The organism is Candidatus Solincola tengchongensis (genome assembly GCF_015711935.1).
In the GTDB taxonomy this organism is placed as follows: Bacteria; Actinomycetota; Geothermincolia; order Geothermincolales; family RBG-13-55-18; genus Solincola_A; species Solincola_A tengchongensis.
In genome coordinates, this window is sequence record NZ_MU158683.1 from 7,577 (window position 1) to 10,284 (window position 2,708).

Here is a 2,708-nt window from a genome sequence, read left to right on the forward strand (position 1 = left end):
GCGGCGGATCACCTTCTTGGCCAGGAGGATGAAGGGGCCCAGCGGCGTGCGCCGCGCCCCGATGGGATAATAGCTGCTCACCACGGCGAAATGCCGGGCCAACTCCACGTTGAAGATGATCTCGTGCAGGGGGTCCTGGATGGTAACCTCCCCACGCTCTCCGAGGCGCATCTTCTCCAGCTCGGCGAGGGGGAGCTCCCGGTAAAGGCCGGCGGCCTTCTTTTCCTCCACCCGCCTCCTGATGTCCTCCATGATGCGGTGGACGTCCACTCCCTCAAGGTCCGGGGGGATGTTCACCGCTTCGCTACCCGAACCCCTGTCCTCTCTTTCCTCCATGGCCGGTGTTCACCGCCTTTCCGTCCCCTATCGACCCGCGCTCCGGTGCGCCCGCGCCGTTCACCCCTCCGGGGTCACCCTTATCCGGCACTCCATGGTCAGGTATCCGGAATCCCTCCCCGGCGAGGTGACGTCGAAGAAGTACTTCTTGTCCAGCCAGTGGTAGTTGACCTGGCCGTCCCGGGTATGGGCGGCCACGGAGACGTAATACCTGCCGTCGAGCATGGAGAGGCTGGGGATGGTGAACTCCACCACCCCGCTCCCCTCCACCTGGGGGATGTCCACCTCCCGCAGCCGGGTGTTGGTCCCGAAGACCATGAGCCCCAGGCGGTCGTAGAAACCGAAACCGAAGACCGGGTCCTCCACCCGCTTGCGCGCCGTGTAATGGAGCCTGAGCACCAGGGGTTCCCCGGTGCGGAAGACCTCCGTGGGCCTTCCCTCCCCGTCCAGGAGCTGGACGTGCTCGATGACGATGTCCCGGTTGCCGAACTCGCTCCCCTCGGGACGGGTGCTCATGGCCTCGTGATAGGCCTCCACCACCTCCTGCGGCTCGCCGAGCATCTTCACCCGACCGCGCTCCAGCCACATCACCCGGTCGGAGATGGCGGCGGCGATGTCCGCGTTATGGGTCACCAGGACGATGGTCTTCCCGCCCTCCTGCAGCCTGGTGATGCGGTCCAGACACTTGGCCTGGAAGGATTCGTCACCCACCGCCAGCACCTCGTCAACCAGCAGGATGTCCGGGTTGATGTTGATGGCGATGGAGAAGCCCAGCCGCACGTACATCCCGGCGGAGTAGTTCTTCACCTGGTTGTCGATGAAGGGCCCTAAGTCGGAGAAGTCGATTATCTCCTGGAAGATGGGCTCCAGGTCCTTCTTCCTGATGCCCAGGATGGAGGCGTTCAGGTAGATGTTTTCCCGGCCCGTGAGGTCGGGGTGGAACCCGGCCCCCAGGTCCAGGAGGGCGGCTATGGTCCCGTGGGTGGTGATGCTGCCCCGGTTGGGCTTCATTATCCCGGTCATCAGGCGGAGCATGGTGGACTTGCCCGACCCGTTGGGGCCAATGACGCTCAAGGTCTCCCCCCGGTACACGGTGAGGTCCACGTCCTGCAGGGCCCAGAATAGCTCGTAGCCCCGCTTGCGCCAGTTGACCACCTTCTCCTTCAGGGAGCGGTTGACGTCCCGGTAGAGGCGGAAGCACTTCCCCACCCCCCGCAGCTCCACGGCGGGGATGTCCGAGACGACGCGCGCTCCGATCTCCCTGGCCACGCTCATACGAACTCCGCGAACCTCCCTTCCAGGCGGCAGAAGAGGTAGTAGCCGGAAAGCAGCAGGAAAAGCGAGAGGGCCACGGCGTACAGGAAACCCTCCACGGAGAAATAGGCCGCCTGGGGCCCGTCCACCGGGGAGTGATAGGTGAGGCGCTGCCGCAGGAGCACGATGTGCGCCACGGGGTTGAGCATGTAGACCCTCTCCGCCCAGGCCGGGAAGCTGTCCTGGATGAAGGATATGGGATAGACCACCGGGGTTATCCAGAACCAGGCCAGAAGGGCGATCTCCGTGAAGTGCCTCACGTCCCGGAAGAAGACGTTGAGGGCGGAGAGGTAGAAGGAGAGCCCCGCGGTGAAGACCAGCTGCAGGAGGAGGAGCAGGGGCAGGGCGAAGATCCAGGGAGAGAGGCGCACGCGGAAGATGAGCAGGAAGGCCACCAGCACCAGCTCCTGGAGCAGGAAGTGGAAGGAGGCCGCCCCGATGTAGGAGAGGGGCAGCACCTCTCGCGGAAAGTAGACTTTCTTCACCAGGTCGGCGTTGTTCACCACCGCGCTCACCGACTGCAGGAGGCTCAAGGAGAAGAAGTTCCAGGGGAGGATGCCCGCGAGGAGGTAGAACTCGTAGCGGGTCATCCCCAGGGCCCTCAGCCGGAAGATGATCCCGAAGGCAACGTAGTAGACGGCCAGCATCATCACCGGGTTCACCATGGACCACAGGAACCCGATGAAGGAATTCTTGTACTTTACCTTCACCTCTTTGACGGTGAGGTTGTAGAGCAGCTCCCGGTAGAAGAAAAGCTTCCTCAGATATTCCTTCATGATTACATGACGTTAATACACCGCGGCATCGGCGCACAAGCCGCCACCCGCCCCGGCGGACCTCCCGTTCCCCTTCCTCCCTCGACGAGGGGCACCACCCGTCCACCACCCGACTCCCCGGGAGAAAGGACGATTCCCAATGCAGCCGCCCGCCTCGCCCTCATGAGTCTTGGGCCGCCTTCATAAGTTCAGCGCCGGGCGCTTATATCCTTTCCCTCAGGGCGACCGGACCCCGCCGTTACCGAACGTCCGTCCCGAGGCCATGGAATATAATATCATCCG

Annotated in this window: 3 protein-coding genes; all 3 read right to left on the reverse strand. The window is 63.6% G+C overall.

Annotation, left to right across the window (positions count from 1 at the left end; genetic code table 11):
- Nucleotides 1-336: hypothetical protein (locus H7007_RS13495; RefSeq protein ID WP_287155879.1), on the reverse strand; the 336-nt coding region annotated here is incomplete at its 3' end.
- Nucleotides 337-396: 60 nt separating this feature from the next.
- Complete coding sequence (locus H7007_RS13500) at nt 397-1,611, reverse strand: ABC transporter ATP-binding protein (protein ID WP_287155880.1); 1,215 nt, start codon at nt 1,609-1,611, stop codon at nt 397-399.
- Nucleotides 1,608-2,426 carry an ABC transporter permease gene (locus H7007_RS13505; protein WP_287155881.1) on the reverse strand — a complete coding sequence of 273 codons (819 nt, stop codon included), beginning with the start codon at nt 2,424-2,426 and terminating at the stop codon, nt 1,608-1,610. The genes H7007_RS13500 and H7007_RS13505 overlap by 4 nt, the downstream gene beginning before the upstream one ends.
- Between the last annotated feature and the right edge of the window lie 282 nt (nt 2,427-2,708).

What these genes read in the sequence shown, in the direction of transcription:
- H7007_RS13500 (WP_287155880.1), bottom strand. Translation starts at nt 1,611, where the DNA reads ATGAGCGTGGCCAGGGAGATCGGAGCGCGCGTCGTCTCGGACATCCCC.
- H7007_RS13505 (WP_287155881.1), bottom strand. Translation starts at nt 2,426, where the DNA reads ATGAAGGAATATCTGAGGAAGCTTTTCTTCTACCGGGAGCTGCTCTAC.